Raw genomic sequence first — 17,962 nt, forward strand, 5'->3', positions numbered from 1 at the left:
GTACTTTACAAAAGTCATTGACTTGAGTAGTTGGAATACCGAGCGAGCCGCACCGTGCAGGAGGCTATGCCCTGTGGTTCGCTGGCTCGACGTGCACTACGCAGGTGGCCAGATGATGATGACTTTTACTCCCGGGATCCTGCATTCTGGCAAAGTGTCGACACCCTTGTCGGCGCCGTCCATGACACGTACTATCCGGTCAGTATCTTGAATGAGTACCTGGCGGATCCGATGAACGCGGTCGGCACGTGCGGGTGCCCCGCCGATCCAACGAGGGGTTGATGATGTCCCCGAACGTGAATCCCCGCGAGCTGACCAGGCCTGGTCGCGGTGTCGCGCACAAGATGCTCGCCGCTGGTGTGGCCGGCCTGTTGACCGTAGCCGCCACCGGGTGTGGTGGCGGCGGCGGGTCCGGCGGCGAACAGGACAAGAGCTGGGTGCACGCGATCGTCACGCCGAAGGGTGATGCCGGCTACATCCTCATGGCGCAGGAGAAGAAGTACTACAAGGAGCAGGGTATCGACGTGAAGATCAAGAGCTTCACGGGGAACATCCCGCTCAACCAGGCGCTCGCCTCAGGTGACGTGGACTCGATCGAGACCTCGCCCGACCCGGTCTTCGACGCCGCCACGAAGGGCGGCAACGCGAAGATCATCGGGTCGACGCTGCCGGGCCTCACCTACGCCGTCATCGCACAGAAGAACGTCAAGTCGTTCGCCGACCTCCGTGGCAAGAAGATCGGCGTGTCCCTGCCAGGTTCGCTGCCCGACGTCGCAGCGCGGGCGATGGTCGAGCACGAGGGCATGGATTCGAAGTCCGTCAAGGCGGTCAACGTCGGCAACGACGCACAACGGTTCCAGGCGGTGTCGGCCGGCCGGGTCGAGGCGGCTGCGGTGTCGTCGGAGTTCGTGCCGCGGGCGGAGGCCAGCGGGAAGCTCCACGTCCTCGGCGTCGCGGAGGAGATGCTGCCGAAGTATCCCCGCTTCATGATCGCGGCGAACGGCGACTCGCTGGAGGAGAAGCCGGACACCGCGGTGAAGTTCCTCGCGGCCACCATGCAGGGCATCAGCCACGCCGCCGCCAACCGCGACGAGGCGCTGAAGATCTCCGCGAAGACGCTGAAGACCGAGCCGTCGGACGAGTCGCTGACCTACTTCTACGACCGGATCCGGAAGTACGATGCGGCCTCACCGCGCTGCGAGGTCCCGATGGACAAGCTGAAGTGGCTGCAGAACTACCGACTGAAGGCAGGCCTACAGAAGGAGCGGGTGAACCTCGACGAGATCGTGGACACCTCGTACCAGAAGAAGGCCCTCAAGCGGGTGGGTGACAAGCTCGAAGAGCCCGAGGACGGTCAATGACCGGTGCCGCCGACGTCGCCAGGTCCACCGAGGAGGCAGCCGCAGGCGGTGGGCCTGGCCGCGACACCCCGAAGGTCGAGGTACGAGAGGTTGCCAAGGAGTTCTCCCGGCGCCAGGACGGGCAGACGGAGGTCGTCCAGGCACTGCACGACGTCTCGCTGACCGTCAACGCCGGTGAGATCGTCACGCTCACCGGGATGAGCGGATGCGGGAAGACCACGCTGCTGCGCGTCATCATGGGGCTGGAGCAGGTGACGTCGGGCACCGTGTACGTCAACGGGCAGGCGATCGACGGCCCGGGCGAGGACCGCGCGATGGTCTTCCAGCACGCCGAGCTGCTGCCCTGGCGCTCTGCGCTCGGCAACGTGGAGTTCGGCCTGGAGATCCGCGGCATCAGGGCGGACGAGCGCAACGAGATCGCCAGGAAGTACCTGGAGCTCGTCGGCCTCGACGAGGCCATGAACCGCAGGCCGTACGAGCTGTCCGGCGGTATGCGCCAGCGGGTCGGCATGGCACGCGCGCTCGCCATCGAGCCCGACGTGCTGCTGATGGACGAGCCCTTCGGCGCGCTCGACGCGCAGACCAGGGAGACGTTGCAGTACGAGCTGCTGCGGATCCACGCCAACGACAGACGCACCATCATCTTCGTCACGCACGACCTCGACGAGGCCGTGCTGATCGCCGACCGGGTGGTCATGATGGCGCCGAGCCCAGGACACATCCACCGCATCATCGACGTGGACCTCCCGCGGCCGCGGGAGAACGCCGCCGAGCTACGTACGTCACCGGAGTTCGGCGAGGTGCGTAGCCGGCTGTGGCAGCTGCTGCAGGAGGCCAACACCACGTCGTCGAGCTCCGGCTGAGCGGGGAGGAGGCAGATGGCAGCACAGCAGGTCGAAGGAGAGGCCGCCGCAGAGACAGCGCCGAAGCGGGCCAGGCAGCCGTCCCCGGCGAAGCGGAAGGTGCTGAACGGGCTCGCCCCCGTGGTCGTCGGTGCCGTCGTGCTCGTGGTCTGGCAGCTCGTCGGTGCCAGCGTCAGCCCGATGGCGATGTCGTACCCCACCGCGGTGCTCGAAGAGGCGGGCGTCCTGATCAGCGACGGGTCGCTGGCCGAGGGGTTCCTGTCGAGCATCCAGTCGTTCGTGCCCGCCTACGTGCTTGCGGTCGTGGTGGGTGTTCCCGTGGGCCTGGTGCTCGGTCGTTACCGGCTCATGGAGGCGGGCTTCGGGCCGTACGTCACAGCGGGGTACGCGACGCCGCTCGTCGCGCTAATCCCGCTGTTCATCGTGTGGTTCGGCACCGGCCTGGTCGTGAAGATCGCAGTGGTCTTCACGCTGACCATCTTCCCGATCATCATCAACACCTGGCGTGGTGTGCAGGCGGTGCCTGGCACGCTGATCGAGGTCGGCTCCAGCTTCGGGGCGTCGCAGTCGGAGATCATGCGGAAGATCATCATCCCCGGCACGCTGCCGCACATCATGACCGGTCTGCGCCTCGCCGTCGGGAGGGCCGTGATCGGCATCGTGATCGCGGAGTTCTTCACCGCCGTCAGCGGACTCGGCGGGATCATCATCAACGCCGGCAACAGCTTCGACACCGCGCGCATGTTCGTGCCGGTGATCGTCGTGCTGCTGCTCGGTGTCGTACTGACCTGGTTGGTGGGCCTGGCCGAGCGGAAGCTCGCGCCCTGGCACGCGGCCATGAGTGGACGGCGGTGACAGCGATGTCCGGGTACCCAGACCTGCACGAGCACGTGCGGCAACTGGAGGAGGCCGGCTACCTGATCAGGGTCGAGCGCGCGATCGACAAGAACACCGAGCTGCACCCACTGGTCCGTTGGCAGTTCTGCGGTGGCCTGGACGCCGAGCAGCGCCGCGCGTTCCTGTTCGAGAACGTCGTCGACGCACAGGGTCGCACGTACGACATGCCGGTGCTCGTCGGTGCGCTCGCGTCGAACCGCGCCATCTACGCGTTGTCCATGGGATGCCCCGTAGAGGACGTCGCGGCGACCTGGGCCAAGGCGATCTCGTCACCGATCGAGCCGAAGCTGGTCGAAGACGCGCCCTGCCACGAGGTGGTGATCGAGGGCGACGACCTGCAGGAGAACGGGCTGAACGCACTGCCGGTGCCGATCTCCACGCCTGGCTGGGACAACGGTCCGTACCTCACCAGCGCGCATTACATCACCAGGGACCCCGACACCGGGGTGCAGAACTCGGGCAACTACCGCGGCCAGATCAAGAGCCCGACGTGTGTCGGCATGAACGCCTCGCACGAGCTGAACCAGGGCATCACCGGCCACTGGGAGAGGGCCAGGGCCAAGGGTGAGCCGCTGCCGTGCGCGATCGTCGTCGGTGCGCCGCCGTGCGTGACCCTGACGGCGGTGCAGAAGGTGCCGATGGGTGTCGACGAGAACGCGGTCTCCGGCGGCCTGGTCGGCGAGCCGCTGCGCGTCGTGCGCGGCCGCACGGTGGACGTACTCGTGCCCGCTGAGGCGGAGATCGTCATCGAGGGCTACATCAGCACCGAGCTGCTCGACCCCGAGGCGCCGTTCGGCGAGTCGCACGGACACGTGAACCTGCAGGAGTTCAACGCGTACATGGACGTCACGGCGATCACCCGTCGCCGCGACGCGATCTTCCCTTCCATCCTCAGTCAGGTGACGCCGAGCGAGTCCAGCCTGATCAAGCGGGTGGCGTACGAGGAACGGTTCCTCACCACGTTGCGCGAGATCGGCATCCACGGTCTGAAGCGGGTCTTCCTGCACGAGCCGCTGACGAACATCAGGAAGTTCGTGGTGCTGGTGTTCGAGCGCGGCGCCGAGGAGACGAACGTCTGGCGCGCGCTGTACGCGGCGAGCTCGCTGCAGAACGCGGTGGGCAAGTTCACCATCGCGGTCGACGACGACATCGACCCGGACAACACCGACGCGATCCTGTGGGCGCTCGCGTACCGGATGGATCCGCGTCGCGACATGCAGGTGCTCGAGCACCGCTCGTGGGGGCACGGCCCGGCCGGTCCCGTCGGCGACGGGCAGGACGCGGCGGTCCTCATGGACGCCACGTTGAAGCGCGCGTACCCGCCGATCTCGCTGCCCAAGCGTGAGTACATGGAACGTGCGAAGGAGATCTGGGAGGAGCTGGGGCTGCCCAAGCTGCAGCCGCAGGCGCCGTGGTTCGGCTACTCGCTGGGTGACTGGAGCGACGAGTTCGAGGCGGAGGCGCAGCTCGCCGTCCGTGGCGAGTTCTGGGAGACCGGGAAGAAGAACGCCGCCAGACGTCGTGGCGACATCCCCATGAACACGCCCGCGGTCGAGGTGGACGGGGGGCCCGGCGGTGCCTGACTGGGAGCGGTTCCTCACCGCGCGGGATCTGGAGGTCTTCGCCGCCTCCGGCTACGGCGTCATGGCGGGCCTGGGTAGCCGGCCGGTGCTGCTCGTGGTCGACGTCACGTACAACTTCTGCGGTGACCGCCCGGAGCCGATCCTCGAGTCGATCAAGCGGTGGCGGAACAGCTGCGGCGCCGAGGCCTGGGACGCCATCGCGTCGATCCGTACGCTCGTCGACGCCGCCCACCAGGCACGGGTGCCGGTGATCTACACCACCGGTATGGACTACCGTCCCGACGGCTTCGACGCCGGTCGGTGGGCGGACAAGAACCAGCGTGCCGGTGAGCAGGTGCAGACGGCCGTGCGTGGCCACGACGTGGTGGCCGACCTGGAGCCGGAAGAACGCGACATCGTGCTGGAGAAGGCGAAGCCGAGCGCGTTCTTCGGCACCTTGCTGCAGTCACACCTGACGGCGCTCGGCGCCGACTCGGTCGTCGTCTGCGGCACGACGACGAGCGGCTGCGTGCGGGCCACGGTCGTCGACGCGTTCTCGTACAACTACCGCGTCGGGATCGTCGAGGAGGGCACCTTCGACAGGTGCACGGCGTCGCACCACATCACGTTGTTCGACATGTCGCAGAAGTACGCGGACGTGATGTCGGTCGACGACACCGTAGGCTATCTCGGCGAGCTGCCGGCCGACTTGTTCACTGGGCAGCTGCCGATTCTTGCTCGCTAGCGCCTCCGGTCCAGCCGTGCGCTTCGATCGCGGCGAGGCCGCGCCTGACGAGTGCCCGGGTGACGGCCACGGCCAGCTCTGCGTTGCGCTCCTCGTACGCGCGGAGCAGCTGGGCGTGGTCGTGCACCGAGGAGTCGAGCCGCTTCGGCAGTGACAGGCTCAGGTGGCGCAGCTGCAGGGTGCGCACGCCGAGGCTGTCCAGGATGCGGGTCAGCTGCCGGTTGGCGGCGATCTGTGCCTCGGCGTTGCGGAACTCGACGTTGGTCCACAGGTAGTCGTCGACATCATCGGAGTCGACGGCCGCCTCCAGCCGGTCCTGCAGGGCGCGCAGGTCGGCCAGGTCGTCGTCGGTGGCGCGCTCGACGACGAGCTCGCTCACCAGCCCGTAGAGGTTGTCGCGCACCCGGTAGATCTCCTGCACCTCGGTGAGGTCGAGTGAGGCAACCCGCGGCCGCCGGCGTGCGGTGATCTCCACCAGGCCGTCACGTTCCAGGCCGAGCAGCGCCTCCCGGATCGGCGTGCGGCTGGTCTTGAAGTGCTTGGCGAGCTCGACCGAGTTGAGGTCGTCGCCTGGCTTCAGCCGGCCCTCCACGATGCCGGTGCCGATGGTGAGGATGACGCGGTTGACGATGCTGCCGCTGTCTTCCGATCGGTCCAGCATCCTGAGCATCTCGGTTGCAGCCGTCCCGCTGGGGGTACGGAGTTTCAGTCGTCGTTTGGGAGCCACCGGTCACCTCGTGCCTCGTCCTGCTGTTACGCACGCTCTCGACTCGGCACCATACCCGTGCACCGTCGCGGGCCCGACCAGGTGGGTTGGTGTCGGCGTCGTCAGCCGTCCTGCTCGAGGGTGTCGATGATCACCTTCGCGATCTCGGCGGACCGCTCGAGCGGGGTCAGGTGCTTCGCACCGGAGAGGACGGTCAGCGAACCGTTGACCGAGTCGGCCAGCTCACGGGCCATCTCAGGAGGCGTCGCGTAGTCCTCGGAACCGACGACGACAGCCACCGGCTGTGCGATCTGCGTGGCGATCGGCCGCAGGTCGGCGTCACCGAGCAACCGGCAGCTAGCGCCGTACGCGTCGAGGTCGTTGGCCAGGAAGGTCTTGGTGAGCGAGTCGACGACGGCCTTGTTGGCCTGCGCGTAGTCCTCGCCGAACCACCGGGCGAGCTGGAAGGGGAGCAGCTCGCCGAACCCGTCGGTCCTGGCCTTGTCGGCGCGCTCCCGCCAGGTCTTCGGTGCCTCCGGGCCATACCAGGCGGTGGTGTCGATGAAGACACTGCCGCGGACCCGGTCGCGGTGCGAGGCGGCGAACTGTTGCGCGACGGCGCCGCCCATCGAGCAGCCGGCGACCAGTGTGTTCGACCAGCCCAGCGCGTCGAGCAGTTCGGCGAGGTCGTCGGCGAGCTGCTCGGTGGTGAAGTCGGGCGTGCCTGTGCCTGACGCCCCGTGCCCGCGGCAGTCGAAGGTGAGTACGTCGGCCTCGTCGACCAGGTGCGGCACGACCTGGGACCACACACCCCGGTCGAGTGCGAGGCTGTGGATCAGCGTCGCTCGCTGCGGGCGCGTACCGGTGCCGAACATGCTGAAAGCCAGCTGCACACCGTCACGAAGACGAACGGCTCCTGTCATCCTCGGTTCGACGTCGGCTAGCCCGCTCATGGATCTCCCTCTGCTCGCCCGCGCTGACGCCCCGACGATATCGAGCCCGCCGATCTTCTGTCGACACTTCACCTGGGCAGCGCGACGGTGGCCCACGCCGGTATGGTCCCGGCTGCGGTCAGTAGTACTCGGGGAGCCCGTTCCCGCTGCGCCGGTAGAGGTCGAGCACCTGTTCGCGCGGGAGCACGCCGCACCGCGCCGCCCACTGCTCGTACTCGGCGGTGAGCTCCCTGGCGACCTTGGGGTGTTTCGCGGAGAGGTCGTTGAGCTCGGTGCGGTCGGCGTCCATGTCGTAGAGCTCCCACGACTTCGGGTACTTGCGTACCAGCTTCCACCGCCCGCGGCGTACGGCTGCGTTGCCTTCGTGCTCCCAGAAGAGCATCCGGTCGGAGGGGCCGTTGCCCTCGCCGCGGAGTGTCGACAGCATGCTCTCGCCCTCGGCAGGCAGCACCGAGCGGTCGGCGAACTCGGTCGGGTAGTCGACGCCGGTGATGTCGAGGACGGTGGCCATCACGTCGGTGAGCTGGTGCGTCTGGCGCCTGACCGCACCGCGCCCGGGCAGGCCCGCCGGCCAGTGCACGACGAACGGGCTGGCGATGCCGCCCTCGTGCACCCAGTGCTTGTACTCGCGGAAGGGCGTGTCGGAGAGGTTCGCCCAGGCCCTGCCGTAGCTGGCGTACGTGGAGTCGGGCCCGGGGAAGACGTCCGGGTGGTTGCCTGAGACCACCGGCTGGCCGTCGCGTGTGGTGTCGTTCAGCGCGAGGAACCGCGGCACCCATTCCTCGACGTTCTCCGCGCACGCCCCGTTGTCGGAGAGGAAGACGATCAGCGTGTTGTCGAGCCGGCCGGCGGCTTCGAGCGCGTCGATGACCCGGCCGACGCCCTGGTCGATGTGGTCGATCTGGGCGGCGAACACCGCCATCCGGTGTGCTTCCCACTCGTGCTCGTCCGCGTCGTGCCAGGGCCCGACGACTGGGTCGCGGTCGCTCATCGGCCACTGCGGGTCGATGACACCGAAGTCGACCAGGCGCCGCATCCGTTGTTCGCGCAAGGCGTCCCAGCCGTCGTCGAAGACGCCCTTGTAGCGCGCGATGGTCTCGTCCGGTGCGTGCAGCGGCCAGTGCGGCGCCGTGTACGTGACGTACATGAACATCGGGTCGTCCGGCCTGGACTCTTGGTGTTCCTCGACGTACCGCACGGCACGGTCGCTGATGGCGTCGGTGTAGTAGAAGTCGGCGGGCAGCTCGTCCTGGTCCAGGCGCTCCTCGCCGTCCATCAGCGTGTGCGGCTGCCAGAAGCTGCCGCCGCCTTCGAGCGTGCCGAAGAACCGCTGGAAGCCGCGCCTGGTCGGCCACGCGTCGTTCGGCGCGCTCATGTCGGCGGCCATGTGCCACTTACCGGACATGTACGTGCCGTACCCGGCCTGGCCGAGCAGCTCGGGAATGGTGACGCACCTGTCGTTCAGGTTGCCCGGGTAACCGTCAGGTCCGTCGTCGAAAGTCAGAATGCCGATACCAGTTTGGTGCGGATGCAAGCCGGTCATCAACGAGGCTCGCGACGGACTGCACCGCGGCGTGACGTAGAACTGCGAAAGCCGGGTTCCGTTGGCAGCCAGGCGATCGAGGTTCGGTGTGTGTACCTCCCCGCCGTAACACCCGATGTCGGAGAATCCCATGTCATCTGCGAGAACTACGACGATGTCGGGCCGTGACGGCATGGGCAGGTCTCCCTCCGGTGTCACCTTACGGGTGACCATATGTAGCGCCGCGAGCTACGTCAACGGACCGGTGCCTCGCCGCGATCGGTACGTACGACGCGTTGGTCGGTGACGATCGCCGTGACGAGTTCCGCGTCGGTGACGTCGAAAGCGGGATTGACCGCATTCGAGTCGGCGGGCGCGATCGGTGTGCCGCCGACCGTCACCACCTCGTCGGCGGGCCGGTCCTCGATCACGATCGTGCTGCCGTCGAGTGTCTGCGGGTCCACGGTCGACTCGGGTGCGACGACGACGAAGGGTACGCCGGCATGCTTCGCGGCGAGCGCGAGCGCGAACGTGCCGATCTTGTTGGCGACGTCGCCGCGGGCGGTGATCCGGTCCGCGCCTGTGACCACGACGTCCGCGTAACCACGGTGCAGCAGCGCGGGGCAGGCGGAGTCGACGGCTAGCCGGTACGTAGCGCCGAACCGCTGCAGCTCCCACGCGGTCAGCCGTGCGCCCTGGAGCAGTGGGCGGGTCTCGGCGGCGATCACCTCGCGCAGCTCGCCGCGTTCGTGCAGGGTCTGGATCACGCCGAGTGCCGTGCCGCGCTCGACCGCGGCCAGCCCGCCGGTGTTGCAGATCGTCATCACCCGCAGCGGGTGGTCGGGCACCAGGTCGGTCAGCAGTGTCGCGCCGCGTCTGCCCATCGCGAGCGATGCCGCGATGTCCTCGTCGCGGCAGGCGATGGCCTCGGCGAGCACGGCGTCCGGCCCTTCGGGCAACCGGCCCAGCGCGCGGTCCACGCCCCAGGCGAGGTTGACGGCGGTCGGCCGCGCCGCGCGCAACCGCATCGCGTGGGCACGTACCTCGGCCTCGGGCATGGCGGTGTGCGCGAGCAGCGCGACACCGAACGCGCCCGCGACTCCCAGGGCGGGCGCGCCACGCACGGTAAGCCGTTCGATCGCCGCGATCAGGTCGTCGACCTCGGTCACGCGTACGACGGTCAGGTCGTGCGGCAGGCGGGTCTGGTCGACGAGCTCGATGCCGCCGTCCACCCAGTCGATCGTGCGCATCGCGGCGTCCTCACGTCGGTGGCTGCCACGTACGACGCTACTACCACTCGGCGTACGAGCCGTCCCCGTGCCGCCACAGCGGCGACCGCCAGCGGTGGCCGGCGCGGTCCGCGCGCCGGACGGCGGCCTCGTCCACGGTGACGCCGAGGCCCGGTGCCTGCAGCCGTTCGACGTAGCCGTCGACGAACCGGAACGCGGCCGGGTCGACGAGGTAGTCGAGCAGGTCGCCTGTGGTGTTGTAGTGGATGCCGAGGCTCTGCTCCTGGATCAGGAAGTTCGGCGTCGCGAACGCCACCTGCAGGCTGGCCGCGAGCGACACCGGCCCGAGCGGGCAGTGGGGTGCCAGGGCGACGTTCCAAACCTCGGCGAGCGAGGCGATGCGCCTGACCTCGGAGATGCCGGCGGCGTGCGAGAGGTCGGGCTGTGCGACGGCGATGCCGGCCTGCAACGCCGGCAGGAACTGCGCACGCTCGTAGAACCGCTCGCCGGTGGCGATCGGCACCGAGCTGGCGGCCGTGACCCGGTCGAGCAGGTGGGCGTGCTCGGGGAGCACCGGTTCCTCGACGAACAGCGGGTGGAACTCGGCGAGCAGGGGGAGCAGCCGGCAGGCGTTCGGCGCGGTGACCCGGCCGTGGAAGTCGACGGCCACGTCGCGGTGCGACCCGAGCACGTCGCGCACCTGGGCGACGCGCTCGACGACGGCACGGGTCTCTGCCGCGCTGGCCAGCGGCGACATCGGCCCGGAGGCGTTCATCTTCACCGCGGTCATGCCTGCGTCGACCTGGGCCTGTGCGGCGTCCGCCAGCTCGCTCGGGTCGTCGCCGCCGATCCACGCGTAGACGCGCACCCGGTCGCGCACCGGCCCGCCCAGGAGCGCGTGTACGGGGGCGTCGTAGAACTTGCCCGCGATGTCCCACAGCGCCTGGTCGATGCCCGCGACGGCGCTGGAGAGCACGGGTCCGCCGCGGTAGAAGCCGGCCTTGGTGAGCACCTGCCAGTTGTCCTCGATCCGCAGCGGATCGCGGCCGACCAGGTAGTCGGCGAGCTCGTGGACGGCCGCTCGTACGGTGTCCGCGCGGCCCTCGACGACCGGTTCGCCCCAGCCGACGATCCCCTCGTCGGTCTGCAGCCGGCAGAACAGCCAGCGCGGCGGCACCTGGAAGGTCTCGACCTGGGTGATCTTCATGCCTGGCTGCCTTTGTCGGTGAGCGCGTCGACGTCGCGGCGCGCCTGCTCGAGCAGCGCGCGCATCGCACGCTCGGCGGCGTCGCCGTCGCCGGCGGCGACCGCGTTGAACACGGCCCGGTGCGCGGGTTCGGCGTCGGCCCAGGTCTCCTGGCCGTGTGCGAGCAGGTCCCTGGTACGTAGCCCGGTCTCGATCACGATCTCCATCTGGCAGAGCAGCTCGTTGTGCGTGGCGAACAGCAGGGCGCGGTGGAACCGGACGTCGGCCGCCACGACCTCCTGGGCCGTCGCGCCCGCGCGGGCGGAGAGCTCCAGGCTGTCGGCGAGCTCGGCGAGGTCGGCGTCGGTGCGCCGCTGGGCGGCCAGGCGTGCGGCCGCAGGCTCGACGATGCCGCGCACCTCGGCGAGGTTGTCGAGGAACCCGGTGCCGCGCTGCTGCTCCAGCTGCCAGCGCAGCACGTCGGGGTCGAGCAGGCTCCAGGCGTCCCGCGGCCGGACGAAGGTGCCGCGCTTCGGCCGGGCGTCCACCAGCCCCTTGGCGGCGAGCACGCGCAACGCCTCCCTGATGACCGTGCGGCTGACGGCGAACTCCTGCTCGAGCGCGTCCACGGCCAGCACGGCGCCCGGACCGAGGTCGCCGGCGAGGATCCGCCGGCCGATCTCGTTGACCGTCTGGCCGTGCATGCCGCGCTGCGGGTAGCTGCTCATGCGGCCCGTCGCAATCGGTCCATCACCCGTCCAATCTTGCTCCACCCTTGCCCAATCAAGTTATCATCTCATAATTTTGTAGTACTAATTCTTCGGCGAAAGGTGGCCCGTGATGTCAGGCTCAGCGCTGAGCCGCCGGGGACTCCTGTCCGGCGCGGCCGCACTCGGTGGTGCGACCCTCCTCGGTGGTTGCATCAGCGGGGGGAACAACTCGTCCGACGCGAGCGGCAAGCTCGTACTCCAGGTGTCGCAAGGCGACCCGAAACCCGCGAAGGCGCTCGCCGACGTCGTCGCGAAGTACTCGAAGCACGAGGTCACGGTCAACCGGGTGGCGACCGAGTCGTTCCGCGCCCAGCTGCCGACGTACCTCAACTCGGCCAAGCCACCGGACGTGCTCACCTGGTACGCTGGCTCGGTGGCGCGTGACTACGCCTCGAAGGGACTGCTGCTCGACGTCTCCGAGCTGTGGCGCGGCGACGGCGCCTGCGCATCGTTCTCCCAGGCCCTGAAGGACCTGTCGAGCACGGACGACGGCAAGCAGATCTTCGTGCCCACGCACTACTACTGGTGGGGGATCTTCTACCGGAAGTCGAACTTCAGGAAGTGGCAGGTCGAACCGGCGGAGAACTGGTCGGACTTCCTGAAGCTGTGCCGGACGCTGAAGAGCAAGGGCGTGGTCCCGCTGAGCATGGGCACCGGCGGCGGCGAGGCGTGGGTCGCGTCCGGCTGGTTCGACTACCTCAACCTGCGCATCAACGGCGCGCAGTTCCACCTCGACCTGCTGACCGGCGAGCACAGCTTCGACAGTGCCGAGGTACGTGACGTGCTGAAGGCGTACCGGGAGCTGTTGCCGTTCATCGACCCGAAGGGGCGTTCGCTGAACGGGCAGCAGGCCGTGACGCCGTTGATCAACGGCAAGGCGGCGATGTACCTGTACGGCGCGTTCTTCACCGCCGCTGTGCCGGAGAAGACGCTCGCCGACATGGACTTCTTCCGGGTACCTGTCGTCGACGAGGGCGTACGCAACGCGGAGGAGGCGCCCACCGACGGCTACTTCGCCGCGGCGAAAGGAAAGAACAAGGATGGCGCCAAGGAGCTGCTGTCCTACCTGGCCGCGCCGAAGACCCAGTCGATGTACATCGCCAAGTCCGGGTCGGCGAACATCCCGACGTCACCCGAGGTGGACACGTCCGGCTTCGCGCCGCTGGTGCGGAAGGGCATGCAGTTCCTCGACGACTCCAAGGACCTGACGCAGTTCTTCAACCGGGACTCCAGTGACGAGCTGCAGAAGACCGCGGACACCGCGCTGACGAAGTTCCTCGACCGGCCCGACCAGGTGGACGCGATCCTCGCGGAGTGGCAGAAGTCGGCTGAGCGGGTGCGCGACAAATGACGGAACGGGCTGCCGCGGCTACCGACCGCGGTTCGCTCATCCGTCGGCTCGGCCAGGTGCCGCGCGGCGTCTGGGTGTTCGTCGCGATCCCGTTCGTGGTCGAGGCGATCTGGGTGTTCTGGCCCGCGCTGAACAGCTTCTGGCTGTCGCTGACGAAGTGGAACGGTACGGGTGCACCGAAGTTCGTCGGCATGGACAACTACCGGCAGCTCGTCACCGACGCAGTCTTCCGGCAGGCGCTGCTGAACAACGCGATCTGGCTGGTCGGTTTCGGCGGGCTGTCGGTGCTGATCGGGCTCGCTCTCGCCATGGCGCTGAACCGCCCCCGCAGGCTCGTCGGCCTGTACCGCAGTGCCATCTACGTGCCGATGGTCTTCTCGCTCGCGGTGACCGGGTTGTTCTGGCGGGTGTTGTACGCGCCTGACGGCTCGATCGACTCCGTCCTGCGCGGCCTCGGGTTGGGCTCGTTGACGCGGCAGTGGCTGGCCGACCCGGACACCGCTCTCGGCGCGGTGTTGATCGCCGCGGTCTGGCGGCAGGTCGGCTACCTGATGGTGCTCTATCTGGCCGGGCTGAAGGGATGCGACCCGACGCTGGACGACGCGGCGGCCATCGACGGCGCGAACGCCTGGCAGCGGTTCAGGTAGGTGACGCTGCCGCAGCTGCGTGGGGTGAACACCGTCGTCTTCGCCGTCACGGTGATCGACTCGCTGCGCACGTTCGACCTCGTCTGGGCGATGACCCAGGGTGGCCCGTACCACGCGACCGAGTTGCTCAGCACATACATGTTCCAGCACGGCTTCACGTTCCTGAACCTCGGCTACGGGTCGGCGCTGGCGATCGTGATCTTCGTGCTCGCGATCGGTTTCATCATCACGTACCTGGTGCGGGGATCGCGGCAGGAGGCGATCTGATGGCGGCGGCGGCCGGCAGGCACGCAGGGCACCGCCGCGGCGGGGGCGTGCTGTTCCACGCCGTGCTGGCCCCGCTGACGCTGGTGTGGGTCGCGCCGATCATCTTCGTCGTGCTCGTCGGGCTGCGCTCGTTCGACGACCTGGCGGCGAACGGGCTCGGCTCGTTGCCGCGCTCGCTCACGCTCGATGGGTTCTTCGCCGCGTTCACCGAGGTCGAGCTCGGACAGGCGCTGTTCAACAGCATCCTGCTGACCGCGCCCGCCGTCGCGGTGTCGCTGCTGCTCGGCTCGATGGCGGCGTTCGGGCTCAGCCGTTACGAGATCCCGTACCGCAAGGTCGTGCTGCTGCTCATGCTTGCGGGCAACCTGTTGCCGCCGCAGGTATTGCTGATCCCGGTAGCGAAGATGTCGGAGAACATCGGCACGTACGACACGATCCTCGGGCTCGTCGCGATCCACGTCGGGTTCGGGCTCGGCTTCTACACGTTCGTGCTGCACGGGTTCATGCGCGGCATCCCGCGGGAGATCACCGAGGCGGCGATCGTGGACGGCGCGTCGACGGCGCAGGTGTACTGGCGGGTGGTCATGCCGCTGAGCCGTCCCGCGCTCGCCGCGCTCGCCGCGCTGGCGACCACGTGGATCTACAACGACCTGCTGTGGGCGTTGACCGTGCTGCAGTCGCAGGCGAAGTTCCCCATCACCGCGGCACTGGTCAACCTGGGCGGCAGCTACGTGACGCAGTGGAACGTGGTGGCGTCGGGCGCCCTGATCGCGGCGCTCCCCACAGCCATCGTGTTCTTCGCCTTCCAACGGCACTTCGTGTCGGGACTACTCGTCGGCTCCACGAAATGAGAGGCACTACAGGTATGCGCACAGCTGTTCCCGATCACCTGCCCGAGCGGCTCACCGTCACGCTGTGGGACTTCTCCTGGTACGTCCGTACAGCACCGGGCGACGCGTTCGCGGACCTGGACGGCTGCTTCGCGGAGGCGGTGCGGCGCGGTTACAACACGATCCGCATCTGCGCGATGCCGTACCTCCTGTTCGGTACGGGCATCGACCCGTCGGCGCTGACGTTCACGCCGCTCGGCGGTGAGTACGGCCAGCGCACCCGGTGGTACGACGTGAAGGGCACGGCGACGCTCGACGGCAGGCAGCACCTGCTCGACCTGTTCGCCGCGGCGCGCAGGCACGACTGCTACCTGATCGTCTCGAGCTGGGAGTACCAGCAGAGCCCGTGCTTCCTCGACGGCCCCGCGTGGGCGGACGCGCTCGCCGCCGTCGCGCCGCACGACCGGCCGGCGGCGCTGGCCGACGCGCTCGCCGACCTGGTGGACTTCCTCGCCGAGCACGGCCTCGACGACAGGGTCGCGTTCGTGGAGCTGCACAACGAGGTGCAGGTCGGCAAGCTCACCGACGTCGCCGACAACCGGATCTTCGCGCTGCCGGTGCTGCGGCCGCTGCTCGAAGGCGGCATCGAGCGGTTCAAGAAGCGGCACCCCGGGCAGCTGGTCACCGCCAACTACGCGGGCGTGCCCGTCGGTCACATGCGGCACCTGCCGGAGAACGTCGACGTCGCCGTGTTCCACCCGTACGTCTACGGTGTGCTCGACGAGCTGATCTCGACGTACCACCTGCGCGACGACGAGCCGTTCGACGAACAGCGGCTGCACAGGGAGCTGCTGCGCGGCGGCGCGCCGCCGCTGGAGGAATGGCTGCCGCCTGAGCCCGACCGGTGGCGGATGCGCGCGACGATCATGCGCCACAGGGAGCTGTACGCGCACGACTGGTGCGATCCGGTGAAGTGGGACCGGTGGCTCTACGACCACTACGGCGAGCACCGGATCGCGATGGAGCAGAAGCTGACCATGTGGCTGGACGTGGCCCGCGACTGGGCGCAGCCGCGTGGGATACCGCTGGTGTTCGGCGAGGGCTGGGTGGGCTACACGCCGCTGCTCGGCACGTTCGAGGAGGGCCCCGTCGGCGCCGCGTTCTGCGAACGCGCAGTCGCCGAGTCCGCCCGCGTAGGCGCGTGGGGCACCCTGGTGTGCTCCAACGCCGCCCCGCAACACCCGATGTGGGCCGACATCGACCTCCAGCAGCGGCTGAACGCAGCGTTCGTTGCCTAGCCGTGGGCGAGCCTGGTGCCCGCCTCGAGCCGGATGGTCTCGCCGTTGATCATCGGGTTCTCCGCGATGCTCCTCACCAGCTTCGCGAAGTCCGTGGGCAGGCCGAGGCGCTTCGGGAAGACGTGGATGTCGGAGAGCCGCTCACGCAGCTGGTCGCTCGCCGCGGCCAGCATCCCCGTGTCGAAGAGGCCGACCAGGTTCACGTCGATGACCTTGCGGTAGAGGTCGAGCGGGAACATGTCGCCGAGGTGCACGTGGTCTGGTCCGCGGCGGCGGTGTGGTCGACGCGCGATATTACCGCGTTCGGTCGCGCCCGGCTGGCCGACGTGGGGATCGCCGTGCCGGACGCGGACGGTGCGTTCGACTGCCCGCGCTGCCACAGCGAGCGGGTGGTCATCGACAGCGAGTTCGGCGCTGCCCTGTGCCGTCGGCTCGCGCACTGCGAGCAATGCGGCGAACAGCTGGAGGTCATGCGTACCCGGCCGCGGTCCGGTCAGGTCGTGGGCGCGGGGGACTCCACCTCGTAGAGCTGGGCGCTTTCGACGAGTGCGTCGACCATGTCGGTGGCGTCGACGCGGCGTTCGATCTCGCGTAGGTCCGCCGGCTTGGAGCTGGTGGCTACGTACGGCGGGGTGAGCAGCGAGCAGCAGTCCTCGTCCGGCAGCTCGGAGATCGCCAGGGTGCCGAGCTTGCGCGCCTCCCGGATGATCTCGACCTTGTCGTAGCCGACGAGCGGCCGCAGCACGGGCATCTGCACGGCGTCGTGCAGCGTCGTCATGTTCGACAGCGTCTGGCTGCTGACCTGGCCGAGGCAGTCGCCGGTGACCAGTGCCTGCAGGCGCTCGCGGTGCGCGAGCTGCTCGGCGGTCTTCAGCATGATCCGGCGCTGCGCGATGATCTGCAGCCGGCCGGTGCCCGCGGACGCGAGCTGCTGCTGCGCCTTGCCGAACGGGATCACCCACAGCCGCAGCCCGGCGGCGTACTTGCCGAGCAGCCGCTGCACCGCGTACGCCTTGTAGATCGACTCCGGCCCGGTCTGCGGCATGCCGGAGAAGTGCAGCAGGTCGCACCACAGGCCGCGCTGCATCATCCGGTACGTGGCGACGGGGGAGTCGATGCCGCCGGACAACAGCGCGAGCGCCCGCCCGCTCACCCCGACCGGCAGTCCGCCGGGGCCTGGCAGTGCCTCGGTGAAGACGAGGATCTCGTCGTGGTCCACCTCGACGCGTACCTCGATGTCCGGGTGCGACAGGTTCACCGGCATGTCGTGCGCGCGCTGCACCTCGGTGCCGATGTACGCGGCCAGCTCGCCGGACGTCATGGGGAACCGCTTGTCCCTGCGGCGGGCGCGCACGGTGAACGCGCCCTTCGTGCGGCCGGCGAGCAGCTGGACGGCCGCGTCCGCGGCGGCCTCGGCCGTCTTCGCGACGCGTACCGCCGGGTGCACCCAGACCAGGCCGATGACGTGCTTGGCGCGCTGCGCGACCGCGAGCGGGTCGACGCCCTCGCCGGGCTCGAGGAGCACGACGCCGTAGCGCTGCCTGATGGTGACCGGTCCGACCTCGTCGAGCGCGACCCGCAGGTTGTTGCGCAGCTTGCGCTCGAACATCTTGCGGTTGCGGCCCTTGAGGACGATCTCGCCGACCTTCAGCAGCACGCACGGTCTACCGATGTCCGGCAGTGCGGCCGTGGTGGGCGGGTCGGTGGCCGGCAACGTCGCCATGACGCGCAGTCCTCCAGAACGAGAGTCGGGTGGGTCTCGGCGAGGTGCCGAG

17 protein-coding genes and 1 pseudogene are annotated in these 17,962 nt (G+C 68.8%); 10 read left to right on the plus strand and 8 right to left on the minus strand.

Going from position 1 to position 17,962, the window contains the following annotated elements; all coding sequences use genetic code 11:
* Positions 1-281 precede the first annotated feature (281 nt).
* The 5 genes from GEV07_20445 to GEV07_20465 all read left to right on the plus strand — a co-directional run bounded on the left by GEV07_20445 (position 282) and on the right by GEV07_20465 (position 5,428).
* Positions 282-1,361 carry a PhnD/SsuA/transferrin family substrate-binding protein gene (locus GEV07_20445; GenBank protein ID MQA04986.1) on the plus strand — a complete coding sequence of 360 codons (1,080 nt, stop codon included), beginning with the start codon at positions 282-284 and terminating at the stop codon, positions 1,359-1,361.
* Complete coding sequence (locus GEV07_20450) at positions 1,358-2,224, plus strand: ATP-binding cassette domain-containing protein (GenBank protein ID MQA04987.1); 867 nt, start codon at positions 1,358-1,360, stop codon at positions 2,222-2,224. Before GEV07_20445 ends, GEV07_20450 begins: the two co-directional genes overlap by 4 nt.
* A gap of 15 nt (positions 2,225-2,239) precedes the next feature.
* On the plus strand, positions 2,240-3,079 hold the full coding sequence (locus GEV07_20455; GenBank protein ID MQA04988.1) for an ABC transporter permease subunit: 840 nt from the start codon (positions 2,240-2,242) through the stop codon (positions 3,077-3,079).
* 5 nt (positions 3,080-3,084) lie between these two features.
* Positions 3,085-4,704 (plus strand): UbiD family decarboxylase, encoded by a 1,620-nt coding sequence (locus GEV07_20460; GenBank protein MQA04989.1) that lies wholly within the window; start codon positions 3,085-3,087, stop codon positions 4,702-4,704.
* Positions 4,705-4,765: 61 nt separating this feature from the next.
* A complete protein-coding gene (locus GEV07_20465) occupies positions 4,766-5,428 on the plus strand; it encodes an isochorismatase family protein (GenBank protein ID MQA04990.1) in 663 nt (220 codons plus the stop codon).
* On the opposite strand, the gene GEV07_20470 is transcribed toward GEV07_20465, so the two are convergent.
* The 6 genes from GEV07_20470 to GEV07_20495 all read right to left on the minus strand — a co-directional run bounded on the left by GEV07_20470 (position 5,397) and on the right by GEV07_20495 (position 11,752).
* Entirely contained in the window at positions 5,397-6,098 is a 702-nt protein-coding gene (locus GEV07_20470; protein ID MQA04991.1) for an FCD domain-containing protein, read from the minus strand. The genes GEV07_20465 and GEV07_20470 overlap by 32 nt on opposite strands.
* Positions 6,099-6,256: 158 nt before the next feature.
* A complete protein-coding gene (locus tag GEV07_20475; GenBank protein MQA04992.1) occupies positions 6,257-7,087 on the minus strand; it encodes an alpha/beta fold hydrolase in 831 nt (276 codons plus the stop codon).
* Between the two features lie 118 nt (positions 7,088-7,205).
* Entirely contained in the window at positions 7,206-8,804 is a 1,599-nt protein-coding gene (locus tag GEV07_20480) for a sulfatase-like hydrolase/transferase (GenBank protein MQA04993.1), read from the minus strand.
* Positions 8,805-8,863: 59 nt separating this feature from the next.
* A complete protein-coding gene (gene mtnA, locus GEV07_20485) occupies positions 8,864-9,859 on the minus strand; it encodes an S-methyl-5-thioribose-1-phosphate isomerase (GenBank protein MQA04994.1) in 996 nt (331 codons plus the stop codon).
* Positions 9,860-9,899: 40 nt separating this feature from the next.
* Positions 9,900-11,045, minus strand: coding sequence for a galactonate dehydratase (gene dgoD / locus GEV07_20490; protein ID MQA04995.1), 1,146 nt, complete (start codon positions 11,043-11,045; stop codon positions 9,900-9,902).
* Positions 11,042-11,752 carry an FCD domain-containing protein gene (locus GEV07_20495; GenBank protein ID MQA04996.1) on the minus strand — a complete coding sequence of 237 codons (711 nt, stop codon included), beginning with the start codon at positions 11,750-11,752 and terminating at the stop codon, positions 11,042-11,044. Before GEV07_20495 ends, dgoD begins: the two co-directional genes overlap by 4 nt.
* A 112-nt stretch (positions 11,753-11,864) precedes the next feature.
* On the opposite strand from GEV07_20495, the gene GEV07_20500 reads away from it, so the two are divergent.
* From GEV07_20500 to GEV07_20515, 4 genes and pseudogenes are all read left to right on the plus strand, one after another.
* On the plus strand, positions 11,865-13,145 hold the full coding sequence (locus tag GEV07_20500; GenBank protein ID MQA04997.1) for an extracellular solute-binding protein: 1,281 nt from the start codon (positions 11,865-11,867) through the stop codon (positions 13,143-13,145).
* Positions 13,142-14,059, plus strand: a pseudogene (locus GEV07_20505) (ABC transporter permease subunit). The gene GEV07_20500 and the pseudogene GEV07_20505 overlap by 4 nt, the downstream one beginning before the upstream one ends.
* Positions 14,059-14,910 carry an ABC transporter permease subunit gene (locus tag GEV07_20510; GenBank protein ID MQA04998.1) on the plus strand — a complete coding sequence of 284 codons (852 nt, stop codon included), beginning with the start codon at positions 14,059-14,061 and terminating at the stop codon, positions 14,908-14,910. Before GEV07_20505 ends, GEV07_20510 begins: the two are co-directional and overlap by 1 nt.
* A gap of 14 nt (positions 14,911-14,924) precedes the next feature.
* A complete protein-coding gene (locus GEV07_20515) occupies positions 14,925-16,187 on the plus strand; it encodes a hypothetical protein (protein MQA04999.1) in 1,263 nt (420 codons plus the stop codon).
* Here the strand turns inward: GEV07_20515 and GEV07_20520 are convergent.
* Positions 16,184-16,441: a hypothetical protein gene (locus tag GEV07_20520; GenBank protein ID MQA05000.1), complete on the minus strand. Its 258-nt coding sequence runs from the start codon at positions 16,439-16,441 to the stop codon at positions 16,184-16,186. The two genes, GEV07_20515 and GEV07_20520, sit on opposite strands and share 4 nt — an antisense overlap.
* Here GEV07_20520 and GEV07_20525 point away from each other — a divergent pair, their 5' ends adjacent.
* Complete coding sequence (locus GEV07_20525) at positions 16,442-16,714, plus strand: hypothetical protein (GenBank protein MQA05001.1); 273 nt, start codon at positions 16,442-16,444, stop codon at positions 16,712-16,714. It abuts the gene before it with no gap.
* Here GEV07_20525 and thiI read toward each other — a convergent pair.
* Positions 16,681-17,910 carry a tRNA 4-thiouridine(8) synthase ThiI gene (gene thiI, locus GEV07_20530; GenBank protein ID MQA05002.1) on the minus strand — a complete coding sequence of 410 codons (1,230 nt, stop codon included), beginning with the start codon at positions 17,908-17,910 and terminating at the stop codon, positions 16,681-16,683. The genes GEV07_20525 and thiI overlap by 34 nt on opposite strands.
* Positions 17,911-17,962: the final 52 nt, after the last annotated feature.

The organism is Streptosporangiales bacterium, assembly GCA_009379825.1.
Classification (GTDB): domain Bacteria; phylum Actinomycetota; class Actinomycetes; order Streptosporangiales; family WHST01; genus WHST01.